The following is a 17,631-nucleotide window of genomic DNA, read 5'->3' on the forward strand; positions in this document are numbered from 1 at the left end:
ACCGCCCGTCAGACGCAGACCGTGCCGGAGGGTGGTGTCCGGCCTTGTGTCAGGTAGGTGTCGACAGCGCTCTCTATGCAGGTGCTGCCCTGGTGGTACGCGGTGTGCCCGTCGCCGTCCCAGGTGAGGAGCCGCCCGGAGGAGAGCTGCCCGGCGAGGGCCTGCGCCCAGGGGTACGGGGTGGCCGGGTCACGCAGGGTGCCCACGACCAGGATCGGCGCCGCGCCGGCAGCGGTGATCCGGTGCGCGGACTGGTCCGGACGGACGGGCCATTGGGTGCACATCGGCAGGGTCCCGGCGTAGTACTCGCCGAACTGCGGGGCGGCCCGGCGGAATTCGGGCAGCGCCGCCTCCGCCTGGGCGACGGTCGACCACGTTCCCAGCGTGGAACTCAGACACGACACGGCGTAGTACGACTGGTCGCCCGGGTCGGTCTCCTCGTCCGTGCCCACGAGCGACTGAACCGCCGTGGTGTCACCGGCCTGCAACTGCGCGAGCGCGGCGCGCAGCGCCTCCCAGGCCGGGGCCCGCAGGGCGACGACCACCGCCGCGAGGACGGAGTCTCCCGTGACGGCGATGTCCTTGCCCTGCCGCAGGGGCGTGCGGTTCGCCTTCGCCACCAGGGAGTTCAGGATGCGGTCGGCCTCCTGGACCGAGTGCCCGACGGGGCAGTCGGGCCGGGTGGCGCAGTCGGCGGCGAAGGACTTCCAGGCGACCTCGTAGCCCCGGGCCTGTCCGATCGTGAACTCGTACCCGTCCAGGGAGGGGTCGACGGCGCCGTCGAGGACCATGCGGCCGACGCGGGTGGGGAACAGCTCGGCATAGGTGGCGCCGAGGTACGTGCCGTAGGAGAAACCCACGTAGTGGAGCCGCTCGTCGCCCAGCACGGCGCGTACGACGTCCATGTCGCGGGCGGCGTCCAGGGTGCCCACGTGCGGCAGCAACCGCCCCGCGTGGCGACGGCATTCGGCCGCGATCTGCGCGTAGGCGGCGGCCGAGGCGCCGATGTCCGCCCTGCGCGCACCGGGGTCCGGGGCCGCCGCGGTGGTCTCGGTGGCGCAGTCCACCAGGGTGCTGGCGCCGACGCCGCGCGGGTCGACCGCGACCAGGTCGTACGCGGCGCGCACCGCGGGGGAGAAGGAGTCGGCGTTGCCGAGGAGGTAGGCGATCGCGGACGAGCCCGGTCCGCCCGGGTTCATCTGCAGCGAGCCGACGCGGGCGGCGCCGTTCCCGGTGGCCTTCCGGCGTATCGCGGCCAGGGTGATGTCGCCGCCCGCGGGGCGGTCGTAGTCCAGTGGTACCTCGATGGTGGCGCACTGGAACGACGGCACCTCGGCGCAGGCCTTCCAGACCGGCTTCTGCCCGTAGTAGCGCGCCAGTTCCGCCGGTCCGGAGGTGGCGGCACCTCCTGCGGGCGCCGCCGCCGGTGCCCCGGCCGGCGTCTGCCGGAGGTCGCCCGCCGCGCACGCGGTGAGCAGCAGCGCGCAGCTGCCGAGCACGGCGACGAAGCCGTGGAGCCTGCGTCGGGGTGCGTTCATGGCCACGCCTTTCTGTGCGCCGCGCGGAGCGCGGGGCGGGTGGTCAGTCAGCGGCAGACCGCGCCGGTGGGCGGGAGCAGACCGTGCAGCAGGTAGTCGTCGACGGCGGTGTCGACGCAGCGGCTGCCGCGCTGGTAGGCGGTGTGCCCGTCGCCGTCCCAGGTCAGGAGCCGGCCGGAGGAGAGCTGGCCGGCCAGGGCCCGCGCCTGGTCGTAGGGGGTGGCGGGGTCACGGGTGGTGCCGAGCACGAGGATGGGCCCGGCGCCGCGGGCGCTGACGCGGCGCGGGAGTTGCGTGGGCCGCGCGGGCCAGTGGGCGCACGTCGACAGGTCCTCGTTGTAGAACGCGCCGAACTGGGGCGAGGCCCGCCGGAACTCGGGCAGCGCCGCGAGCGTCTGGGCCGGGGTCGAGCGCGATTCGAGCGCGGAACTCAGGCAGTTGACGGCCGTCATGGACTCATCGCCGGGCGCGTCGTCCTCCGAGCCCACGAGTTCCCGCAGCACACCGGTGTCGCCGGACCGCACACCGTCGAGCAGCGAGCGCAGCGTCTCCCAGTCGGGCGCGCGCAGCGCGGTGACGACCGCGCCGAGCAGGGCCTCGCCGTCGAGACGGTCGTCCTTGCCCTGCCGAAGGGGCGCGCGGTCGAGCGCGGCGACCAGCGTGTCCAGGGTCCGGCCCGCCTCCTTGACGGAGCGGCCGACCGGGCAGTGTCCGCGGCGCGCGCAGTCGTCGGCGAAGGACTCCCAGGCGATCTGGTACCCGCGGGCCTGGTTGAGGTAGGCGTGGTAGCCGTCCATGGCCGGGTCCACGGCGCCGTCCAGGACGAACCGCCCGACGCGGGAGGGGAAGAGCTCGGCGTAGGTGGCGCCCAGGTAGGTGCCGTAGGAGAAGCCGAGGAAGTGCAGGCGGTCCTCGCCCAGTACGGCGCGTACGACGTCCATGTCGCGGGCGGCGTCGAGGGTGCCCACGTGCGGCAGCAGCCGCCCGGCGCGCCGGGCGCAGTCCGCGGCGACCTCCGCGTGGTAGGCGGCCCAGGTGTCGATGATCGCGGCCTCGTCCGAGGACGGCGCACCGCGCGTCCCGGTGCCCGGAAGGCCGGTGGCACCGCACTCCACCGGCGTGCTGTGCCCGACGCCGCGCGGGTCGACCGCGACCAGGTCGTACGCGGCGCGCAGGGACGGGGAGTAGCTGTCGGCGTAGGCCAGCAGGTCGTCGACGGCGGAGAGGCCGGGCCCGCCGGGGTTGATCTGGAGCGCGCCGATGCGCGCCGCCCCGCGGCCGGTGGCGGGTCTGCGGATGGCGGACAGCGCGATGTCGCCCGCCTCCGGGTGCGCGTAGTCGCGCGGCACCCTGAGGCTCGCGCACTGGAACGACCGTTCGGGGCAGGGCCTCCAGCGCGGGTCCTGCGTGTAGTAGCGCCGCAGGTCCACGCGGATCGGGGCGTCGGACGCACTCGCGGAGGCCGTCCCGGAGGGGACGGGCCCGGCGGTCCCGCCCGGGTGCGTCACGGCGGTGCACGTGGCGAGCAGCAGCCCGAACGCGACCAGCACGACGAGCGTGCAGAGCAGGCCGCGCCAGGGTATTCGGCCCGAGGCCGGGACAGCTTTCATCGCCACGCCTTCGTTTCCGCCCGTTGGGAGACGCGGGGCCGGTCGGCATCGGTGAGCGGCCGCGGGGACGGGTCCGGGCGCCGCTCCCCGGCAGGGAGCGGTCACGCCGTCGCCCCCGCCCTCCGACTGCGTAACCAGGTCATCACAGATCGTGTGCGGGGGATCGCCGGGCTGAGCCGAACGCGTGAACCCGGCGCGCGGCCCCTGTGCCGCTCCGCGCCACAAGTGCCAAGGCGCTGCCGCAAGTTGTCCGGTATCGCTCTGGCACCGGGGGCGGGGCCGCGGCTAGCGTCCGCGGGTGCCTTCACCCATGCGCACCACCAGCCCCCGTACCGACCGCATCCGCATACGAACGACCTCCCTGGTGGCGACCGTGATCGCCGCCCTCGCAGCCGTCCTCCTCCCGGTCGCCACCGTGCAGGCCGCCTCCGCCGCCGGCACCGTCCGCCACGGGCTGAGCCGGCCGGACTACTCGTACGCCGACGCCGTCCGCGAGGCGGTCTGGGTCGAGACGGGCCGCGACGACGACGGCGACGGCCGCACCGACCGGGTCGCCGCCGACATCGTGCGGCCCCGCGAGCCCGCGGCCGCCGGCCGCAAGGTCCCGGTGATCATGGACGCGAGCCCTTACTACTCCTGCTGCGGACGCGGCAACGAGGGCCAGTTGAAGACCTACGACGACCAGGGCCGCATGGTCCAGGCCCCGTTGTACTACGACAACTACTTCGTCCCGCGCGGCTACGCCGTCGTCCTGGTCGACCTGGCCGGCACCAACCGCTCCGACGGCTGCGTGGATGTCGGCGGCCCCTCCGACATCGGCTCGGCCAAGGCCGTGATCGACTGGCTGAACGGCCGGGCCAAGGGCTACACCTCCCGCACCGGCTCCCGGCCCGCGAGCGCCCGCTGGTCCACCGGCGACGTCGGCATGATCGGCAAGAGCTGGGACGGGACGATCGCCAACGGCGTCGCCGCGACCGGGGTGCGCGGCCTGCGCACCATCGTGCCGATCAGCGCCATCAGTTCCTGGTACGACTACTACTTCCAGCAGGGTGCCGCCCTCTACGACTCCGGCCCCGACTGGCTGTCGGACTACGTCGAGAGCCCGGCCGCCCGCGCCCGCTGCGCCGCCGTGCAGCAGCGCATCGTCGACGGGGCGCCCCGCAGCGGCGACTGGACGAGGTTCTGGAGCGAACGCGACTACACCAAGGACGCCGGGAAGGTCCGCGCCAGCGTCTTCGCCGTCCACGGCATGCAGGACCTCAACGTCCGCACCAAGCACTTCGGCCAGTGGTGGGACGCGCTGGCCGCGCACGGCGTGGAACGCAAGGTGTGGCTGTCGCAGACCGGCCACGTCGACCCCTTCGACTTCCGGCGCGACGCATGGGTGTCCGCCCTGCACCGCTGGTTCGACCACTACCTGCTGGGCGTCCGCAACGGCGTGGAGCGCGAGCCCGGCGCCGACGTCGAACGCGCCCCCGACCACTGGACGACCGACCGCTCCTGGCCGCCCGCCGGCACCGAACCCACCCGGCTGAACCTGCGCCCCGGCGCCGTCCCCGGCCAGGGCGGCCTGAGCACCGCGCCCGCCGTACCCGGCAGCCTCGCGGCCTTCACCGACACGCCGCAGGAGTGGGAGGAGGACTGGGCCGCCGGGGCGGACACCCCGAGCGACTCCAGGGCCGTCTTCACCACCGGCACCCTCAAGCGCGACCTGAGGCTGTCCGGCAGCGGGACGGTCACCGTCACCGCGTCCTCGTCGACCACCAGCGCGCACCTCTCGGCGGTCCTGGTCGACCTCGGCCCTGACACCGTCCGGGACTTCCTGGGCGCCAAGGAGGGCATCCTCGACCTGGCCACGAGCTCGTGCTGGGGCGAGAGCACGGAAGGCGACAGCGCCTGCTTCCGCGACACGGCCACCGACACGGCCGACGTCGCCCACACCGTGGTGAGCCGCGGCTGGGCCGACCTCGGGCACGCCGCCTCCGCGTGGCACGGGCGACCGCTCGTCCCGGGCCGGGCCTACACGGCCACCGTCACCCTGGCGGCCACCGACCACGTCGTCCCGGCCGGGCACCGGCTCGCGCTGATCGTCGCCGGCACCGACGGGGGAATGGTCGAGCCCCCCGACACCACCCCCACCGTCACCCTCGACCTGGCCCGCTCGCGTGCTCTGCTGCCGCTCGTCGGTGGAGCGCGCGGCCTCGCCGCCGCTGCCCCTCACGCGTCCGCCGCACAGCGCGTCGCGGACGTCCCGCCGGCCCCGCGCCGCACCGCGGCCACGGTCCCCGTGGGGCGCTGATACAGGCCCTGCCCGTCCGCCCTCACGACCGGTGAGGGCGGGCGGGTAGTGTCAGCGGGTCAGCGATAGTTGTACGAGGAAGCAAACAGCACCCGTGGACAGCAGCAAGAAGACCGCCGAGGACGCCCCCGCCGACGAACCCACCGCGGACCGCGTCACGGCGGCCGGCGCAGCCGCCGCAGAGGACAGCAGCACCCGCCGGCGACGCTGGCTCATGGACACCCGCCCCCTGCGCCACCCCGCCTACCGCCGCCTGTGGAGCTCCACCACCGTGACCGCCGTGGGCAGCCAGCTCACCGCCGTCGCCGTGCCCAAGCAGATCTACGACATCACCGGCTCGTCCGCGTGGGTCGGCTACTCCAGCCTCGCCGGGCTTGTCCCGCTGGTGGTGTTCGCCCTGTGGGGCGGGGCCGTCGCCGACAGCGTGGACCGGCGCAAGCTGATGCTGCTCACGAACATCGCCATCGCCGTCACCTCGCTGCTCTTCTGGGTGCAGGCCTTCGCGGGCGCGCACTCCGTCTGGCTGCTCATGGTGCTGCTCGCCGCCCAGCAGGCGGCGGCCGGCATGAACGCCCCCGCGCGCAGCGCCGCCATCGCCCGCCTGGTGCCCGCCGAGGAACTGCCCGCCGCCATCGCCCTCGGCTCGACCGTCATGCAGACCGGCCTGATCGTCGGCCCGCTGCTCGCCGGCGTCCTCATACCCGTCATCGGCCTGGCCGACCTCTACCTCATCGACGCGATCGCCCTCACCGCGACCGTGTGGGCGGTGTGGCGGCTGCCCGCGCTGCCGCCCCTGGAGGCGAACGGGGCGCCCGTCGCCCGGCGCGGCGGCTGGCGCGAGGTCGGCGCCGGCTTCCGCTACATCACCGCGCAGCGCATCCTTCTGCTGTCCTTCCTCGCCGACATCGTCGCCATGGTCTTCGGCATGCCGCGCGCCCTGTTCCCGCAGCTCGCCCACACCACCTACGCCTCCTGGAACGAGGGCTTCGCACTCGGCCTGCTGTACGCGGCCATCCCCATCGGTGCCGTCGCCGGGGGACTGTTCTCGGGCACCTTCTCCCGCGCGAAGCGCCACGGCCTGATGGTCGTCATCGCGGTCTGCGGCTGGGGCGCCGCGATCACCGGACTGGGGCTCAGCGGCAGCCTGTGGTGGGCCGCGGGATTCCTGGCGCTGGCCGGGTTCGCGGACATGGTCTCGATGGTGTTCCGCAGCGCCATCCTGCAGTCGGTCGCGACCGACGACATGCGCGGGCGGATGCAGGGCGTCTTCACCGTGGTGGTCGCGGGCGGTCCCCGGCTGGCCGACCTCCTCCACGGCACGGCCGGCTCCGCGTTCGGGACGCGCGGCGCGGTCGCCGTGGGCGGTGTGCTCGTCGTGGTCGTGATGCTGGGCCTCGCGGCGGCGTTCCCCGCCTTCACCCGGTACCGGGGGGCCTGAGCCGGGAGAGTGGTGCCGAGCGCCCCGTCTCCGCTGTGGCGGTTCCCGGCGGCGACCCGGCCGCCGCCCCGTCCCGGTCGGGCACACGGGGGGCGGGGGCACGTCCGCGAGGTTCCGGGCGGAGTGCCGCCCCTGATCGTACCGGGCGCGGCGTGCGGGGCGGTCGAGGGGGCCGCCTGGCGCGCCGCCGCTGTGCGTGTCCGGGGTGCGCCTCTCGCGGCCCGGTTGTTGTGTGCGGGTCCGTTGCGCCTGCGGCGGGCATCCCCCGCCCTCCCCCAACCTTCGGCCGGGGGACCCCCATCCGGCGCGGTCAGTGGCCGCCTCGCGGGGTGCGGGGTGGGCCGGGGGCGGGGCCTCCGGGGCTGCACGTCCTGGACTGGGTTATTGACGTGCATGGCGGGCGGTTCATGTCCGAGGCCTGGATGCCGCACACAAATATCCCGCAGCGTCCGGAACACCCACCCTCCCCCAGCCTTCGGCCGGGGGTGCCCCCAACTCCGCCGCCCCCTCCGTATCGTCAGGCGGCTGACGGCCGGAGGGTGGTCATAGAGCGGTCCGGGCTTGCCGCACATGCCTTGCTGACCGCCCACACCATCCAGTTCGATGCCGTCGGCAAAGTGAGCGGGCGCTGGTTCGGCCGCTCGCTGAAGGACAGAGGTGTGCCCTCGCGCTCGCCGTGACGCAGGCAACCCTTGCGGGGGAGGTGCCCCTGGCCACCAGCGCGGGCACTGTTGCTCGGTCTCCGGGCCGGGAGGTCTCCTGCTGGGGGCAGTTTCCGGCGGTGTGGGGAGGGGTGGGCCCCCATCACCCCCCACCGGCCGTTGGTCGCCGAACGATACGGAGGGGGCGGGGGAGGTGGGGGCACCCCCGGCCGAAGGCTGGGGGAGGGTGGGCGTTCTGGACGCTGACGTGTATTTGTTGTGCGGCACGGACGGCAAGGACAAGTGCTGCCCGCCATGCACATAAATATGCGGTACAGAATGCCCAGCCCCGGAGGCTCCGCCCCCGGCCCACCACGCACGCGCGCAGCCCCGCACCGACCGCGCCGGATGGGGGTCCCCCCGGCCGAAGGCTGGGGGAGGGAGGGAGGGCGGGGGAACCGCCCGCCGCAGGCGCAAAACAACCCGCACCCAACAACGGACCGCAACCACAACGTCCCGCCCCCCCGGATTGCGTCCCCCGGGTGAACGCGTGAGCCGATCAGCGTAGCGCCCCACGGGGTTCCCGTACGCGTCCGGTTAAGAGTGGGGTGTACGCATCCGGAGGAGCAGCGCATGCCGCATGCCGCAGCGGGACGTCCCCGTCGGGCCCCCGCAGGGCCCGCAGGGGCCGCGGTCGGGCTTTTCGCGGCGCTGGTGTGCCTGCTCCACGCGCTGTGCGCACCCGGGGTCGCGGCCCTGCAGCCGCCGGAGCCGACGGTGTCCGTGGCCGTCGCCACGGACGACCGGGGCAAGCAGACACACCACCTCCCGGCGAGCGTCGGACGGCGGACCGCCCCGCAGGCCGGCCCCCAGCAGCGGGCCGGCACCGTCCAGGGCCACGCGGCGGACGCGGTCCACGACACCTGCCCCCCTGACCCCGTCGGGGCCGCGCTCCGCGGTCCCGCCCGGCATGTCGCCCCCGCGGGAAGACCGGAACACCTGCACCTCGTCCTGCGCTGCTGACGGGCCCTGCGTTCGCGGCCCCACGCCCGTCAGCAGGACAAACCCCGCAGGACGAACCCCGCAGGAGGACCCCCGCCATGCCCGTGGACATCTACGCGGCCCTGGGCGCGCTCGTGCGCGCCGAGGCCGCCCGTGACCGGGAACGGCCGGCCGCCGCCGACCGTCAGGAGACCACCCCCGAGTGCGCGACGGCGCCGGACGCGCCCCCGCAGGAACCCAGGGAACTGACCGAACGCCACCACGAGTGAGACCCCGCCGGCCGCGCCCTGCCCGGCACCGGGCAGGGCGCGCCGTACGGGGGAACCGTCGCGCGTGATGCCGCGTTTACCCCAGTGAGTGCGGCACGTGCCGCAGACGGAGGCGGGAAGATGTCCAATCGCGCGAAGGTCGCCGTCGGCGGCGTGGCCGTCGGCCTGATCCTGTTGTGGGTGCTGCCGGCTTGGCTGGCGCTGCTGATCATCGTGGGCGTCCCCGTGGCCGCCTACCTCACCCTGGACCCTTCCCAGCGGCGCAGGCTGCGCCGGTCCGGCAGGCGCCAGATCGGCAAGTGACGGAGCGCGGGCCGCGATCGTCCCTCAGGTGGCGGAGCCCGCGGCCGCACCGGTGCCGAGGTCGGGGCCCCAGCGGTCGAGCGATGCCTGCAGGTCGAGGGGGAGGGGGCGGGTCACTCCCTGCCCCTGCGGCCAGTCCTCGCGGGGGACGCGCCACATGACCTCGAACTCGTTGCCGTCCGGGTCCTTGGCGTACAGCGACTTCGACACGAGGTGGTCGCTGGAGCCGACGAGCGCGTCGCGCTCGGTGAGCAGCCGGGCGGTGTCGGCCAGTTCGCGGAGTGTGCCGACTTCCCAGGCCAGGTGGTAGAGCCCGACGCGGCCCTGTTCGGGGCCGGGTGCGTCGGGGCCGATGGCGAACAGCCCGAGGTCGTGGTCGTTGAGGGTGTCCTCGGCCCTCAGGAAGGCGGCGCGGCCGGGGATCTCCGCGGCCACCTCGAAGCCGAACACGGCGGTGTAGAACTCGACGGACCGGGCGACGTCGCGGATGTAGAGGACTGCGTGGTTCAGACGGCGAACAGGCATGGCCTCAGACTACGCCGCTATCGTTGAAACTTCAATTAATTCTTTCGTTAGAATGATCCGGGCGTTCGACCGACCGAGGGGGAGCATGACCGCGACCGTGACCGCCGTCAGCCGTGACGAGGGACATCACTTCAGCAAGCCCGTCCGCGACAGGATCCGCCTGCTGGCGGGGCTCGGCGTGGAGGGCGACGCCCACCTCGGGGTGACGGTGCAGCACCGTTCGCGGGTGGCCCAGGACCCGACGCAGCCCAACCTGCGCCAGGTCCACCTGATCCACGGCGAACTCCACGACGAGTTGCGCACGTCAGGCTTCGAGGTCGCCCCCGGCGAGCTCGGCGAGAACGTCACCACGCGCGGTATCGACCTGCTGGGCCTGCCCGTCGGGACCCGGCTGCGGCTCGGCGATCAGGCCGTCGTCGAGGTGACCGGGCTGCGCAACCCCTGCCTGCAGATCGACGGCTTCCGGCAGGGCCTGCTCAAGCAGGTCGTCGGCCGGGACCAACACGGCGCGGTCGTGCGCAAGGGCGGGATCATGGGCGTCGTCCTGCACGGCGGGGAGGTGCGGCCCGGCGACCCGATCGCCGTCGAGCTCCCCGATGGGCCGCACCGTCCGCTCGAGCGGGTCTGAGCTCAGGTCAGCGCGCAAGAGTCGACCACGTCCCCGGTCGCCGGCCGGGGCACCGTGCGGTCGGCGGGCGGGGTGCGGCCGTGCTCCACCCATGAGGTCAGCGCGTCGAACGCGGCCCGGTAGCAGGGCAGGATCGGGCGCAGCCGGTCCGGATACGTGTCGTACAGGCCGTCGACGTGGTTGCCGCCCTCGATCGTGTAGTAGCGGTGCAGCCCGCCCCGGCCCGCGGAGTCGATCATGTGGTCGTAGACGTCCGAGTCGGTCGCGATCGGCAGCAGCGTGTCCAGGGTGCCGTGCAGGGTGATCATCGGTTTGCCGATGCGCCCCGTGAGCGACACGCGGCCCACGGCCCGGTGCACGGCGGCCGGGCGCGCCGCGTAGTCGTAGTCGGCGTCCGACGCGCAGGGCGCCAGGATCTCCGGCACGGTCGTACCCGCGCTCGCACCCGGACAGGCGGGGTCGTACGAGGGGTCGAACAACGCGCGGTACACCTTCTGCGTCAGGCCCCAGTAGGCCTGCTGGTGGTAGGCCCACAGGAACTCCGAGCCCGGCGCGAAGCCCGCCGCCAGCAGGTCGGCGTCGCCGGCCCGGCCCAGGGAGCGGGCCACGGTGACCGGCAGTGAGGTCAGCAGGTTGGGGCCGTCCGCCGTCCAGAGCGTGCCCTCCCAGTCCACGCCGCCGTCGTAGAGCGCCGGGTGGTGCTCCAGCTGCCAGCGGGTGAGGTAGCCCCCGTTGGAGATGCCGGTCATGTAGGTACGGTGCGGCGTGCGGCCGTAGCGCGAGGCCACCGCCGCCTTCGCGGCCACCGTGAGCTGGGTCGTGCGCCGGTTCCACTCGGCCATCGCGTCACCCGGGCGGCGGCCGTCGGTGTAGAAGTCCGGCCCGCTGTTGCCCTTGTCGGTGGAGGCGAACGCGTAGCCCCGGGCGATCGCCCAGTCGGAGATCAGGACGTCGAGCGAGTACTGCTTGCGGGTGCCGGGCGCGCCGGTGACGATCAGGCCGCCGTTCCAGCGGTCCGGCAGCCGCAGCACGAACTGGGCGTCGTGCCGCCAGCCGTGCGTGGTGTTGAAGCCCGAGGTGTCGGGGAAGTAGCCGTCGACCTGCACTCCCGGCACGCCGGACGGGCGGGTGGTGCCGGCCGCCGCCAGACCCGCCTGGTCGGCGGTGTCGGTGTACGCGGTGCCCGCCAGCGCGGTGGTCGTCATGTCGGCCAGGCAGGCCTTCTGCTGGTGCTCGGCGCCGGGCACGGCGACCCGGTCCAGCCGGGCGCAGTGCCCCGCCGCACCCGAGGCCGCCTCCGCACCGGCGGGGACCGCGGCCGCGCCGAGCGCGAGCAGTGCGGCGGCGAGCAGGGGGACGCCTCTCCAGGGGCGCATGGGGAGCCTCCATTTGCACGTCGGGGATGGCTGCCGCCACATCGTGGCTCGTCCGTCCCCGCAGCGGCCATGGCGTCGCCCCACGCCCGTGGCGCCCGGCTCATGGGGCCGCGTGACATGCGTCACCGACGACGATGACGCTGCGCAGTACCCTTGGCCCATGCTCTTGCTCGTGCGCCGCCGTCATGTGGACTTCGTCCGCGTCACGAGCATGTCCTGTCGCCGCAGCGGCTGATCCCACCCCGCCCCCTTCTCCCACTCGGCCCGCGACGCCGCCCCACCAGGGCCCCGCCGCGCAGCGTCCGGTCACCACCGGCGTGCCGGGTCCTCACCCTGCGGACACCACACCATGACGCTCCAGCTCCCCGTGATCGACCTCTCCGCGGCGGACCGCGGCCCCGAGGCACGTGCCCGTCTCCACCGCGAACTGCACTCCGCCGCCCACGAGGTCGGCTTCTTCCAGCTCACCGGCCACGGCGTGACCGCCGACGAGACCGCCGCCCTGATGCGGGCGATCCGCGCGTTCTTCGCCCTGCCCGAGGCCGACCGGCTCGCCATCGGCAACCTGAACTCCCCTCACTTCCGGGGCTACACCCGCACCGGCGAGGAGCGCACCGGCGGCAGCCGGGACTGGCGCGACCAGCTCGACATCGGTGCCGAGCGCCCGCAGCACGTCCCGGCCGCGGGCGAGCCCGCGTACTGGTGGCTGGAGGGCCCCAACCAGTGGCCGGGGTCCCTGCCCGAGCTCCGCGAACTCTCCCTGGCCTGGATCGACCGGCTCAGCCGCGTCGCCCACCGGCTGCTGCACGAACTGCTCGCCGCCATCGGCGCCCCCGAGGACTTCTACGACGCGGCCTTCGCCGACGAGCCGCACCTGCACCTCAAGCTCGTCCGCTACCCGGGCACCGCACCCACCGGCGACGACCAGGGGGTCGGCGCGCACAAGGACTACGGCTTCCTCACCCTGCTGCTCCAGGACGAGGTCGGCGGCCTGCAGGTGGAGCGCTCCGACGGCCGCTTCCACGACGTGCCGCCGCTGCCCGGCGCCTTCGTCGTCAACCTGGGCGAGCTGCTGGAGGTCGCCACCGACGGCTACCTCAAGGCCACCAACCACCGCGTGGTCAGCCCGGCCGGCGCCCGCGAGCGCTACTCCGTGCCCTTCTTCTACAACCCGCGCCTCGACGCGCGCGTCGCCCCGCTCCCGTTCGAGCACGCCCACCGCGCGCCCGGCGCCACCCGGGACCCGGCCAACCCGCTCTTCGCCGAGTACGGCCGCAACGAGCTCAAGGGATGGCTGCGCGCCCACCCCGAGGTCGCCCGCAGGCACCACCCGGAGCTCGTCGGGGCCGCGGCCGCGCCCACCGGCTGAGACGCGCGGCCCGCGCCGCCCGCGGTTACGGTGCCTGCATGGGCACGGCTCCGGCCGGGGACGGCACACTGCGGATCGGCGCACCGCCGCGCTGGCTGCGCCTGCTTCCGGTCGTCCTCCTCGCCGCGCTGATCCTGGCCCAGGGCGTCACGCCCGGCGATGTCGAGCTCGGCGCCTACTACGCGGCGGTGGCGCCGCTCGCCGCGCTCACCTACGGCGTGGCGGGCACCGCGGTCATCGCGGCCGCCGTCGTGGTCGTCATGGAACTCCCCGTCGTGGGTTCGGGGACGCTGGTGGGCGCCGAACTCGGCGCCGTCGTCCTCATCGGCGCCCTGAGCGTGGTCATCGCCGCGGTGCAGCAACGCTTCCGGGGCCGCCTGGTGCTGGCCCGGACGGTGGCCGAGGCGGCGCAGCTCGCCGTCCTCGCCCCGGTGCCCGGCACCGTGGGGCGGGTGCGCTGCGCCGCCCTGTACCGGGCCGCGCAGCGCGGCACCCTGGTGGGCGGCGACCTGTACGACGTGCGGCCCGGGCCCTTCGGCGTACGGGCGCTGGTCGCCGACGTCCAGGGACACGGCCTCGCCGCGGTCGGCACGGTCGCGGCGCTGCTCGGCGCCTTCCGCGAGGGGGTGCTCGACGAGCGGGAGCTGCGTGGAGTTGCGGGACGCCTCGAACGGCGTCTCTCCCTGGACGCCGCCGGGAACGCCGAGTTGTTCGCCACCGCGTTGCTGCTGGAGTTCCCCGACGACGGGTCGCGGGTGCGGCTGGTCTGCCAGGGGCACCCGCCCGCGCTGTTGCTGCGCGACCGCGAGGTGCGGGAGCTGGAGTGCGATCCCGGTCCGCCGCTCGGCGCCGGCCTGCCCGGACAGGCGCCGGCCCTGCCGTCGGTGGTGACCCTGCTGCCGGGGGACGTGATCCTCGCGTACACCGACGGCGTCACCGAGGCCCGCGACGCCTCGGGCACCTTCTACCCGCTCGCCCAACGCCTCGCCGCAAGGCTGGCGGAGGGCGCCGACCGCTCCCCGGAGGCGATCGTCGACGCGGTCTGGGAGGACCTGCGACGGTACGCGGGCGCGGTCGGCGACGATGTCGCGCTGCTGGCGCTCGCCCCCCGATGACACGGGAGGGGCCGGTCAGCCCTTGCTCTTCGCGGCGCGCAGCGGGGGGCGGCCCTGCAGTCGTGCGGCCTCGGTGCGGATCTCCGGGAGCTTGGCGTACAGCTCCTTTCCGGGGCAGTCGGTCATATAGGCGTCGCGGTGACCCGCGATGACGTGGAAGACCGCCCGCTCGCCCTTCTTGAAGCGGCTCTTGCTGCTGCTGGAGACCAGGCCGACCTCGCCCCGGGGATCGATGTCGGACAGCCCGAGCTTCCAGGCGGCGATCCGGGCGATCGACTCGGCCATCGCCTGCGGGACGCTGCCCTTCGCGTCGTAGGTGCCGATCGCGGCGATGCCCATGGTGTCCTTGTTGAAACCGATCGAGTGCGCCCCGGTGACGGGGCGGTCGGAGCCGCCCGCGCGCCCCTCGTAGATCGTGCCGCACTTGTCGACGAAGAAGTTGTAGGCGACGTCGTCCCAGTGGCGGCTCTGGATGTGGCCGGAGTAGATGTCCCGGATGATCTGCGGCACGTCCTTGCACCGGTAGTCGTTGCCGCTGTCGGTGTGGTGCAGGAAGACGGCCTTGACCGTGGTGCTGTAGTGCGGGGGCTCGGTGCGCAGCGACTCGTCGGCCCCCCAGCTCTTGCGCGGGACGATGGCGGGTTCGTGGGCCGGGTAGAGCGGTACCCGCTGCAGCCGGGCCCGGGCGGCCAGGTCGGGGAAGGGCATGAGCTGCGGGCTCGGCGCGGGGCGGGCGTGGACGGCGGGCGGGTCGGTGTGGATGATCGCGCTGTGCACCCCGAGGGCGGCCACGGCGACGACGCCGGCCGTCCCTGCGGCCGTGGCCCAGACGCGCGTCGTACGGCGCGGACGTCCGGCCGCGCGGCGGCGCGCGTGCTTGGCCGCACGGTGTGAACCCATGAAATGAACATCAGCTCATATGACCGGCACGCGGGGAGAGGACACGCCGGAGGGACCGCTGACCTCACCCGGATGCCCCGATGCCCGCCGCCCCGGGGTGTCCCGGGCTTCCCCGCGCGTCCCGCGGACCCGCCGCCGCGGTGACGACCGCGGCGGTGGGTCCGGTTCGTCACCTCAGGTAGGGTCCGTCCGAGCCGACCTTGCCCGGCGCGGCGTTGCCGCCGCCCGGGTCGAGGACGTACACGCGCACATTGCCCTTGCCGGGCGCGCCGACGGACAGGCTCCCTCCGGTCACGGTCCTGACCGCGCCGGTCACCGCGTCCGTGTACGTGCCGTGGGTATCCCGGTGAACGTGGCGCCGCCGCTCACCGTGAGCAGCGCGAAGCTGTCCACGCCGGTGGCGGCGTCGGTGCAGCGGCGCTTGAAGGCCATCTCGCCGACGACCCCGGCCGTGGAGTACTGGCCCGTCTGCAGCGCCGGCACCGCCCCCGCCGGATCCGGTTCAGCCGCTGCACGTGCTTGACCAGCGGCTGGGCGAGGGTCGTGGCCACCTGTCCGGACGCCGAGCCCAGCTGCCGAAGCCGGAGGCGGTGACCTGGCCCTCCAGGTGCGTCCCGGTGGCGCGCGCCGGTCTCCACCCGCTCCTCGGGGATCCGGTCGAAGTGGAAGACGACCTCCAGGTGGGAGAAGGAGTCCAGGCCGTACAGCGCCTCGGGCCCGAACCGCTCCCCGTTCGGCCGGATCACCGCCTCGACGCCACCCCAGTCGTCGTCCCGACCGGCACGCGGCCGCCGGTCACCCATCCCACCGGTCGTACCCCGCTTGCCGTCATGTGTGCCCCTCCGCTGGTGGGTCCGCAGGCCTCGCTGGTCACTATGTGAGATAGGGGTATCACCTGGCGGACAGCCGAGGCTAGCGTGGCGGTCATGACGCGGGAATGGGACGCCACCACGTACGACAGCCTGCCGCTGCCCCACGCGCAGTGGGGCCGCAGGACACTGGACCGCCTCGCACTGCGCGGCGACGAGCGTGTGCTCGACCTCGGCTGCGGCACCGGACGTGACACGGAGGCGCTGCTCGGACTGCTGCCGCACGGCCGGGTCGTGGCCGTCGACGGCTCGCTGCGCATGCTGGAGCGGCTCCGTGGGCGCCTCGCCGGACGCCTGGACCGCGTCGAGGTCGTGCACGCCGACATCACCGGCCCCCTTCCGGTGACGGGCACGGTGGACGTCGTCACCAGCGTCGCCACTCTCCACTGGATCCCCGACCACGCCGCGCTCTTCCAGGGTGTCGCACGCGTCCTGCGCCCCGGCGGACGCCTCGTCGCCGAATGCGGCGGGCGCGGCAACATCGCCGGCGTCTCGGCTGCCGTCGACGAGGTCCTCGGCCCGCAGCCCGCCGTATGGAACTTCGCGGGCGTCCAGGAGACCGAACAGCGCCTGCGGGACGCCGGGTTCACAGACGTCGAGGTCGCCCTCGTGCCCGACCCCGCCCGGCTCGAACCGGGCCCGCAACTGCTCTCCTACCTCGCGGTCGTCGTCCTCGGCGGACAGCTGGAACGCCTCCCCGCCGAGGAGCACGAGGCCTTCGTCCGCGCCGTCGCCGGGCGCCTGCGGGAGCCCGTCGTGGACTACGTACGCCTCACGATCTCCGCGACGCGCGGGCCCGGGGGCACCGCCCGGGCCTGACCCGCGTCCCGGCCCGGCCGGTCACAGACGCCGGGTGATCCGCAGCTCCGTCAGATACCGCTTCACGACGCGGCCGCCGTACCGGCCGTCGGCCAGCGCCCGGATGCAGGCCAGCAGCCCTTCCCGCCGCGCGGCGGGAAGGGCGCGGTGGTTGGAGTAGCTGAGCAGCAGGTCGAGGTACTCGGCCGTGGTGTACGGCAGTTCGCGCTCGTAGCGGTGGAAGACGGCCGGCCCGAAGCGCCCGGAGCGGTCCGTCTCCCCGCTGTCGGCGGGGACGAGGGCCGCGGCGCGCGGCCGCAGGCCGGGCGGCGTCGCCGGGTCGAAGCGCTCGTAGCACTCCTGCACGTCCGCGAAGAAGGCCCGCGAGCCGCCGTCCACGTGGTGGGTGCCGACGACGGCGAGCACCCCGCCGGGACGCAGCGCCTCGGCGGACTTGACGACCGCCACGGCGGGATCGACCCAGTGGAACGCCGTGGCCGAGACGACGGCGTCGAACGGCTCGTCAGGGAGCGGCCAGTCCTCGAAGGCGGAGACGACCACCTCGACCCCGGGGAACCGGGCCAGCCTGCGCCGGGCGAGCGCCGCCATCGACGGGCCCAGCTCGACCGCCGTGACCCGGAAGCCGCGCTCCGCGAGCGGCACGGTGGCCTGCCCCGTCCCGCAGCCGATCTCCAGCACGCGCGCGCCGGGACCGAGGCCCGCCACCGCGGCCAGGTCGTCGAAGAGCACGCCGGGATACCCCGGGCGGACCCGGTCGTACAGCTCGGCGTCCTCGTCGAAGACGCCCCGCAGCGAACTCCGGTCGGTCACCCGTCGAGATTACGGCCTCGTCCTAGTAGTGCTTGGTCAGGTTGGTATTGGGGTGGGTATGTCGCGGTGGCAGGTGGGGCAGGCGCCGGTCCAGGTGGCGAGGAGGATCTGCAGGTCGCG

15 protein-coding genes and 1 pseudogene are annotated in these 17,631 nt (G+C 74.2%); 9 read left to right on the forward strand and 7 right to left on the reverse strand.

Features of this window, described 5'->3' with window-relative positions; genetic code table 11:
* Positions 1–8 precede the first annotated feature (8 nt).
* Both PV342_RS19145 and PV342_RS19150 read right to left on the reverse strand, forming a co-directional pair.
* Positions 9–1,538, reverse strand: coding sequence for an alpha/beta hydrolase (locus tag PV342_RS19145; RefSeq protein WP_500318029.1), 1,530 nt, complete (start codon positions 1,536–1,538; stop codon positions 9–11).
* 47 nt (positions 1,539–1,585) lie between these two features.
* Positions 1,586–3,148 (reverse strand): alpha/beta hydrolase, encoded by a 1,563-nt coding sequence (locus PV342_RS19150; protein WP_500318031.1) that lies wholly within the window; start codon positions 3,146–3,148, stop codon positions 1,586–1,588.
* Between the two features lie 310 nt (positions 3,149–3,458).
* Between PV342_RS19150 and PV342_RS19155 the strand changes: the two genes are divergently transcribed.
* The 5 genes from PV342_RS19155 to PV342_RS19175 all read left to right on the forward strand — a co-directional run bounded on the left by PV342_RS19155 (position 3,459) and on the right by PV342_RS19175 (position 9,100).
* Positions 3,459–5,447: a Xaa-Pro dipeptidyl-peptidase gene (locus tag PV342_RS19155; protein ID WP_400797875.1), complete on the forward strand. Its 1,989-nt coding sequence runs from the start codon at positions 3,459–3,461 to the stop codon at positions 5,445–5,447.
* 94 nt (positions 5,448–5,541) lie between these two features.
* On the forward strand, positions 5,542–6,885 hold the full coding sequence (locus tag PV342_RS19160; protein ID WP_400797878.1) for an MFS transporter: 1,344 nt from the start codon (positions 5,542–5,544) through the stop codon (positions 6,883–6,885).
* A 1,274-nt stretch (positions 6,886–8,159) separates the two neighbouring features.
* Positions 8,160–8,549: a hypothetical protein gene (locus tag PV342_RS19165; RefSeq protein ID WP_386992869.1), complete on the forward strand. Its 390-nt coding sequence runs from the start codon at positions 8,160–8,162 to the stop codon at positions 8,547–8,549.
* Between the two features lie 77 nt (positions 8,550–8,626).
* On the forward strand, positions 8,627–8,797 hold the full coding sequence (locus PV342_RS19170; RefSeq protein WP_361004710.1) for a hypothetical protein: 171 nt from the start codon (positions 8,627–8,629) through the stop codon (positions 8,795–8,797).
* Positions 8,798–8,917: 120 nt separating this feature from the next.
* Positions 8,918–9,100, forward strand: a complete 183-nt coding sequence (locus PV342_RS19175) for a tail-anchor membrane protein (protein WP_089223440.1) — start codon at positions 8,918–8,920, stop codon at positions 9,098–9,100.
* 24 nt (positions 9,101–9,124) lie between these two features.
* On the opposite strand, the gene PV342_RS19180 is transcribed toward PV342_RS19175, so the two are convergent.
* Positions 9,125–9,625, reverse strand: coding sequence for a VOC family protein (locus PV342_RS19180; protein WP_361004707.1), 501 nt, complete (start codon positions 9,623–9,625; stop codon positions 9,125–9,127).
* A gap of 85 nt (positions 9,626–9,710) precedes the next feature.
* On the opposite strand from PV342_RS19180, the gene PV342_RS19185 reads away from it, so the two are divergent.
* Positions 9,711–10,253, forward strand: coding sequence for an MOSC domain-containing protein (locus tag PV342_RS19185; protein ID WP_400797886.1), 543 nt, complete (start codon positions 9,711–9,713; stop codon positions 10,251–10,253).
* A 2-nt stretch (positions 10,254–10,255) separates the two neighbouring features.
* On the opposite strand, the gene PV342_RS19190 is transcribed toward PV342_RS19185, so the two are convergent.
* The gene (locus PV342_RS19190; RefSeq protein ID WP_400797889.1) at positions 10,256–11,629 is read right to left on the reverse strand and encodes a tannase/feruloyl esterase family alpha/beta hydrolase; all 1,374 of its coding nucleotides are present in this window, start codon (positions 11,627–11,629) and stop codon (positions 10,256–10,258) included.
* A gap of 349 nt (positions 11,630–11,978) precedes the next feature.
* Between PV342_RS19190 and PV342_RS19195 the strand changes: the two genes are divergently transcribed.
* Positions 11,979–12,998: an isopenicillin N synthase family dioxygenase gene (locus PV342_RS19195; RefSeq protein ID WP_018562287.1), complete on the forward strand. Its 1,020-nt coding sequence runs from the start codon at positions 11,979–11,981 to the stop codon at positions 12,996–12,998.
* A 38-nt stretch (positions 12,999–13,036) separates the two neighbouring features.
* On the forward strand, positions 13,037–14,113 hold the full coding sequence (locus PV342_RS19200) for a PP2C family protein-serine/threonine phosphatase (RefSeq protein ID WP_386992880.1): 1,077 nt from the start codon (positions 13,037–13,039) through the stop codon (positions 14,111–14,113).
* A 15-nt stretch (positions 14,114–14,128) separates the two neighbouring features.
* Here PV342_RS19200 and PV342_RS19205 read toward each other — a convergent pair whose 3' ends face one another.
* The gene (locus PV342_RS19205) at positions 14,129–15,013 is read right to left on the reverse strand and encodes a peptidoglycan recognition protein family protein (protein ID WP_361004694.1); all 885 of its coding nucleotides are present in this window, start codon (positions 15,011–15,013) and stop codon (positions 14,129–14,131) included.
* A gap of 169 nt (positions 15,014–15,182) precedes the next feature.
* Positions 15,183–15,629: pseudogene (locus tag PV342_RS19210) on the reverse strand (alpha-amylase); the annotation flags it as partial.
* 310 nt (positions 15,630–15,939) lie between these two features.
* Between PV342_RS19210 and PV342_RS19215 the strand changes: the two are divergent.
* Complete coding sequence (locus tag PV342_RS19215) at positions 15,940–16,701, forward strand: class I SAM-dependent methyltransferase (RefSeq protein WP_500318035.1); 762 nt, start codon at positions 15,940–15,942, stop codon at positions 16,699–16,701.
* A gap of 21 nt (positions 16,702–16,722) precedes the next feature.
* Here the strand turns inward: PV342_RS19215 and PV342_RS19220 are convergent, their stop codons facing one another.
* On the reverse strand, positions 16,723–17,511 hold the full coding sequence (locus PV342_RS19220; RefSeq protein WP_500318037.1) for a class I SAM-dependent methyltransferase: 789 nt from the start codon (positions 17,509–17,511) through the stop codon (positions 16,723–16,725).
* Between the last annotated feature and the right edge of the window lie 120 nt (positions 17,512–17,631).

This window comes from Streptomyces sp. PA03-3a, from assembly GCF_033792735.1.
Taxonomy (GTDB): Bacteria; Actinomycetota; Actinomycetes; order Streptomycetales; family Streptomycetaceae; genus Actinacidiphila.